Here is a 5,687-nt window from a genome sequence, read left to right as displayed (position 1 = left end):
CGGGAGAGAATCGGGATCATGCAGCCAGTCCGGACGCCGACGTTCACCGAACTCACCGAGGGGCGGATCGCCCCGCCCATGGCCGCCCGCCCGGGCCCGGACCTCGCGGCGGCGGGGTTTACGGAGTCGGAGTGGGCGGTGGCCGGTGAGGCGGTGTCCTACTCGGTCGGCGAGCTGCCCCACGACGGTCGTGTCCGGTTGGCCGAGGCCGACTCGGCGCCGTTCGCCACCCGCGTGCTGGTCCGCCGCCCCGACGCCGCCCGGTTCAGCGGGGTGGTGCTGGTGGAGTGGCTCAACGTCAGCGGCGGCCAGGACGCCGCGCCGGAGTACACCTACCTCGCCGACGAGATCGTGCGCGCCGGCCACGCGTGGGTCGGGGTGTCGGCGCAGTTCATCGGTGTCGAGGGCGGCGACGCGGCCGTGGGGATGGGCGGGCAGACCGTCGGCCTGCGGACGCAGCGGGCCGAGCGCTACGGCGATCTCCACCATCCGGGTGACGCGTACTCCTACGACATCGTCACCCAGGTGGGCCGCTTCTGCCGCGACGCGCGCGACGACGGCCCGCTGGCCGGGCTGGCGCCGGAGACGGTGATCGCGATCGGGGAGTCGCAGTCGGCCATCGCCCTGACCTCCTACATCGACGGTGTGCACCCGCTGGTCGGCGTGTTCGACGGGTTCCTGCTGCACAGCCGTGGCGGCGGCGCGTTGCCGTTCGACGACCGGGGCTGCGCGGCCGGCATCGCCACCGCCGTCCGCTCGTCCACCATGCTCCTGCGCGACGACCTCGACACCCCCGTGTTCGTGGTCCAGGCCGAGGGTGATCTGGGTGGGTTGCTCGACTCGGCCCGCTCGCGTCAGCCCGACTCGAAGGCCATCGTCACCTGGGAGATCGCGGGCCAGGCGCACGCGGACGCCTACCAGTTGGGCGAGCTGGCGGGCCTGGTCGACTGCGGCGGCGCCATCAACAGTGGCCAGCAGGTGTTCGTGGTGCGGGCCGCGTTGCGTCACCTGGTGTCGTGGGTGGCCGGCGGGGCCAGGCCGCCTGGCGCACCGCCGGTCGAGCTCGACGACGACGAGGTGGTCCCCGGCGATCTGGGCATCGGCCGCGGTGGCGTGCGGACCCCGGCCGTGGAGGCGCCGGTGGAGAGGTTGGTCGGTGCGCCGTACCCGCAGTCCGCGCCGTTCTGCATGCTCCTCGGTCGCACGGAGGATGTGCCCGAGGAGCAGTTGCGTCAGCGGTGGTCGGGCCGCGACGAGTACCTGCGGGCCTACGAGGAGGCAACCGACCGGCTCATCGCGGAGGGCTTCCTGCTGGCCGACGATCGCGCGGAGATCCTCGCCGACGCCCGCCCGGAGCGCATCAGCTGGTGAGTGCGTCGTCAGGTTCCGTCTCTCGAAACACCGACGCCCGGCACCCACCCCCCGGCGAGTAGCGAACCCACAATCAGCGGAGCCAGGTAACAGGATCGAGTTGGAGACGATGTCGAAATCAGCGACCATCGACGAGTACATCAGCACAGCACCACCGCTCGGCCGTGCCCTTCTCAACGAACTCCGCACCATTTGTCGAGACGCCGCTCCCGACGCAGTCGAGCAGATCAAGTGGGGCCACCCGGCGTACGTCCATGCCGACGGCGTCATTCTGTTCATGTTCAGCGGACACAAGGCCCATGCCAACTTCGCCTTCACGCCAACCACCCGAGCCGCATTCGAGGCCGAGCTCACCCGTTACCGCACCGGCAAAGGCACGATCGCACTGCCATACGACACCACGCCACCCCGCCCACTACTCACCGAGATGATCGAGTACCGGGTCCGCGAACACGAACGCGACGGCGTCAACTGGATGTGAAGCGCCTGCAGGGCTTCAATTCTCACCGTGGGCACGCCGCAGGGAAGGCGTCTCACCCGTCACCCGCGTACTCGACCTGAGTGGCCAGAGCACCTGGCTAGGGTGGGCGCATGGACGCCGACATCAACTTCTACTTCGACCCGGTCTGCCCCTTCGCCTGGATGACCAGCAAGTGGGTGCGCCAGGTGCAGGCGCAGCGCGACTACACGGTCGACTGGCGGTTCATCTCGTTGCGCCTGGTCAACGCCGGTGTCGACTACGACGCGCACTTCCCCCCTGAGTACGAAGCCGGCCACACCGCCGGGCTGCGGCTCCTGAGAGTGGCGGCTCGAGCGCGAGCCGAGCACGGCCGCGCGGCGATGGCGCCGCTGTACGCCGCCTTCGGGGCGCGCATCTTCGACGCCGCTCCGGACGCCGGCGACGACCGCAGCGAAGGCGACGAGCGTGAGCGGCGCGGCACGAGCGAGTTCGCCAGGCTGGTCCTCGCCGACGCTGATCTGCCGCTCGAACTGGCGGACGCCGTCGACGACGAGTCGTGGGACGCCGAGATCCGCCGGGAGACCGACGAGGCGCTCTCGCTGACGGGCAAGGACGTGGGCACGCCCATCATCCACTTCGAACCACCGGCCGGCGTCGCCTTCTTCGGACCCGTGATCAGCCGGCTGCCACACGAGGACTCGGCGGCCGAGCTCTGGGACCACGTGGTGGGGCTCGCCCGCTTCCCGGGTTTCGCCGAGCTCAAGCGCAGCCTGCGCGAGAAGCCGCAGCTCGCCGCGTTCGGAGTCGACGCGGACACGGTCGGCACGCAGGAGGACTGGCACGGCGGAAGCCGTCGGCAGAAGAAGTGAGGATGGCCGTTCGCGCCACAGCGGCGGGACTGGAGGAGATACTCGCCTGATGGCTATCGATCCCCGAGGAAGAGACCTCAAGCGCTACCTCGCCGACGACCCCGGCGGCCCGGTGGTGATGCTGAACCTGCTCCGGTTCGCCGATGGCGGGCGTGAGGATTACGCGAAGTACGCTGCGGCGCTGAATGAGACGTTCCTCCCCCGCTACGGCGCTGAGGTTCTCTACGCGGGTGACGGTTCCACAGCCCTGGTCGCCGAGACCGGCCAGGACTGGGATGCCGTTCTGCTGGTCCGATACCCCAGCCGCGCCGCGTTCAGCGAGATGGTCGCCGACCCCGAGTACCAGACCGTCACGGAACTGCGTACGAGCGCCTTGCAGGAAGCGGTGCTCCAGGCCACGACCCCCTGGGCCTGACTCCGACCCGCGGGGGCGGTCGATTCCGTGGCGCATGCCCGAGTGCGATCGCGCGCAGAATGCGGGACGCCGGGGGCTACTGCTGGGCTCGTCGTCGTCGTCGACTCGTGACGGCGTGGAGCACCAACGCGAGCATCACCGTCGCGCAGCAGATCACACCCACGCCGAACGCCATGGTGATGCCCTCGTCGGTCGAGTACGCGGAGTCGGAGGGGTGCGCGGCGAGGACGGCGGCCGACAGGGCCGCGCCGACCGCGCCGCCGACCGTGCGCAGCACCTGGTTGAAGCTCACCGCGCTGCCGAGCTGGTCCACCGCCACGCTGCGGGCGATGAGCGCGGGCATCGCGGCGTAACCCGAGCCGATCCCGGCGCCGAAGAGGAACATGCCGATCGCCAGCGTCCAGAAGTCGCCGTGCCGCAACCACAACAGCACCGACGCCACTGTCATCACGGCCGCGCCGACGGGGAGGAACACCGCCATGTCGTAGCGGCGGGACAGGGCACGGACCGTGCGGTTGGCCACGAGACTGCCCGCCGACAGCGGCGCCATCATGAAGCCCGCCCACATCAGCGGCACCGCCAGGCCGAAGCCGGTGTCGGCGGGTGCCTGCGCCACGAGGCTCGCGATGGACAACCCGATGTACATCGCGGTGCCCAGGCCGATCGCGGTGGCGTTGGCCAGCAGGACCTCCGGCCGGCGGACCACGCGGAGGTTGACCAGGGGATGCAGGGTGCGAATGCTGTGCACGATCCAGAAGAGCAGCGTGTTCAGCGCGACCACGAGGACGACGAGCGCCGTCGCGGACCCCCAACCCCAGGTCTGCCCCTCGGAGATCCACAGGAGCAGCGCGGCCAGCCCGCCGCCCAGCAGTAGAGCCCCGCCGATGTCGAACGGCGTGCGGGGCGCGAGCGGATCGGGGCCCGCGGGGATGAAGCGCCAGACGCCGAACGCCGCGGTGGCCACGAACAGCGCCGCGAAGGCGAACGCGGCCCGCAGGTCGAACGTCGCCGCGAGGATGCCGGTGAGCGGGTAACCCAGTCCCATCCCCACCGACACCGTGACCGAGAGGGTCGAGATGGTGGGCTGCGATGCGGTGTAGGTGAGGTGTCGGCGCGCCAGGGCGATGGTGATGGGCACCGTGCCGTAGAGCAGTCCCTGTAGTGCGCGGCCGACGAGGAAGACGGTGAAGTTCGGCGCGACGGTGGCGATGATCGAGCCGAGGAAGATCACACCGAGGCTGGTCAGCAGCAGTTTCCGGGTATGGGGGCCGTCGGCGAGGCGGCCCATGATCGGGGTCGCGACCGCGCCGACGAGCAGGTTGGCCGTGAGCATCCACTGCGCCGTGCTCACGGGGATGCCGAACTCCGCGGAGACCGACGGCACCAGCAGCATGCCGAGGGAACTGACGATCGAGCTGGTCAGGGCGGCGTAGACCAGGGCCTGGACGAACCAGCGGGGCGCCGGGCGCCGGTGAGGGGTCACCGGGCGTCCTCGGAGTCGAGGCGGCGGAGCAGGGGGACCGCGGCCGCGAGACGGTCGCGCTCGGCGTCATCGAGGTGGTCGCCGATCGCGTGGGCCAGCCAGTCCTGGCCCGCGGCGCGCTCGGTGCGGAGCTGTTCGCACCCGTCTGCGGTGATGGTGACGAGGGTGCGTCGGCCGTCGGCGGGGTCCGGGCTGCGGGAGACGAGTCCGAGATTCTGTAGTTCGCGGACGGCGTTGGCGACCGCCTGGTGGCTGATCCGCTCGAGGCCCGCCAGGTCGGTCGCGGCCAGGGGTCCGCGCTGCTCCAGGTGGGACAGGATCCCGACCTTGCCCATCGACAACGTCCGGTGGGAGTTGAACCGTCGCCACAGGGGGCGCAGCGCGTGGCGGAGGTCGTCGGCCAGGGCGGCGATGTCGGGCGACGGGGCAGCGGTCGGGTCTGCGGGTGGCCCAGCGGGCGGGTCGGTCGGTGTCACTCCGGCGAGTCTACAACCGGATTGCGCAACCTGCTTGCGCAAGGGTGGGGAGGGGTGGGCGGTGGGGCGCATCGAGAAGAGCGTTCCGCGCACCTGTCTCTCGGTGAATGTATGCGGAACCGTCTTGTCGACGCCGGGCCCGGCGGGCCGGGCCCCCGGAGCAGTCGGCCTCAGTAGGTCCCGCAGTTGCTGGGCGCCGGGACGCCGCCCACGCGGTCGTCGAGGTATCGCAGGTTGCCCTCCAGGCCGGTGAGCATGGGGGCGGCGTGACCGATCACCAGGCCGGGTGCGACGGGGGGCATCGGGTCGATGACCATGTCCACGGTGACGCCCTGCGCGCACCAGTCGCGACCGAGCTGCTGTGACTGGTGGCCCGGGACGACGTCGTCGTTCACGGGTGAGAGGACGCGCACGGGTGTGGTGGGCGCGAGCCGGCCGATCCGCTGACGCTCGAGGAATCCCGTGAGTACCGGCTCGGAGCGCACGATGTCGCCGGCCGACCGGCCCGAGACCGTGTAGGCGGTGGTGCGCTGCTGGAAGAACTGGACCGCGGTCTCGCCGATGCACTGGTCGGCGGTGGTGGCGAGCATGGCCCGGCCCCGGTCGTTGAAGT

At 70.9% G+C, this 5,687-nt stretch carries 7 protein-coding genes; 4 read left to right on the top strand and 3 right to left on the bottom strand.

What is annotated here, in order from left to right:
* The 4 genes from G6024_RS02875 to G6024_RS02860 form a co-directional block, all read left to right on the top strand.
* On the top strand, window positions 1-1,371 hold a 1,371-nt coding region (locus G6024_RS02875; RefSeq protein ID WP_338122126.1), incomplete at its 5' end, for an alpha/beta hydrolase domain-containing protein.
* Between the two features lie 109 nt (window positions 1,372-1,480).
* Window positions 1,481-1,852 carry an iron chaperone gene (locus G6024_RS02870; protein ID WP_159147932.1) on the top strand — a complete coding sequence of 124 codons (372 nt, stop codon included), beginning with the start codon at window positions 1,481-1,483 and terminating at the stop codon, window positions 1,850-1,852.
* A 110-nt stretch (window positions 1,853-1,962) separates the two neighbouring features.
* Complete coding sequence (locus tag G6024_RS02865; RefSeq protein ID WP_159147930.1) at window positions 1,963-2,700, top strand: mycothiol-dependent nitroreductase Rv2466c family protein; 738 nt, start codon at window positions 1,963-1,965, stop codon at window positions 2,698-2,700.
* Window positions 2,701-2,749: 49 nt separating this feature from the next.
* On the top strand, window positions 2,750-3,115 hold the full coding sequence (locus tag G6024_RS02860; RefSeq protein ID WP_159147928.1) for a DUF1330 domain-containing protein: 366 nt from the start codon (window positions 2,750-2,752) through the stop codon (window positions 3,113-3,115).
* Between the two features lie 76 nt (window positions 3,116-3,191).
* Here the strand turns inward: G6024_RS02860 and G6024_RS02855 are convergent, their stop codons facing one another.
* From G6024_RS02855 to G6024_RS02845, 3 genes are all read right to left on the bottom strand, one after another.
* Window positions 3,192-4,598: an MFS transporter gene (locus tag G6024_RS02855; RefSeq protein ID WP_159147926.1), complete on the bottom strand. Its 1,407-nt coding sequence runs from the start codon at window positions 4,596-4,598 to the stop codon at window positions 3,192-3,194.
* Window positions 4,595-5,074: a MarR family winged helix-turn-helix transcriptional regulator gene (locus G6024_RS02850; protein WP_338122125.1), complete on the bottom strand. Its 480-nt coding sequence runs from the start codon at window positions 5,072-5,074 to the stop codon at window positions 4,595-4,597. Before G6024_RS02850 ends, G6024_RS02855 begins: the two co-directional genes overlap by 4 nt.
* 170 nt (window positions 5,075-5,244) lie before the next feature.
* Window positions 5,245-5,687 (bottom strand): lipase family protein (locus tag G6024_RS02845; protein ID WP_235027736.1); only part of this gene is annotated, 443 nt, incomplete at its 5' end.

Source organism: Dietzia maris (genome assembly GCF_014144855.1).
In the GTDB taxonomy this organism is placed as follows: Bacteria; Actinomycetota; Actinomycetes; order Mycobacteriales; family Mycobacteriaceae; genus Dietzia; species Dietzia kunjamensis.
This window is presented reverse-complemented; position numbering and strand designations above follow the sequence as displayed.

Bases quoted from the DNA above. Each gene is read 5' to 3' on its own strand.
- G6024_RS02860 (WP_159147928.1), top strand. From the start codon at position 2,750: ATGGCTATCGATCCCCGAGGAAGAGACCTCAAGCGCTACCTCGCCGAC.
- G6024_RS02870 (WP_159147932.1), top strand. From the start codon at position 1,481: ATGTCGAAATCAGCGACCATCGACGAGTACATCAGCACAGCACCACCG.
- G6024_RS02865 (WP_159147930.1), top strand. From the start codon at position 1,963: ATGGACGCCGACATCAACTTCTACTTCGACCCGGTCTGCCCCTTCGCC.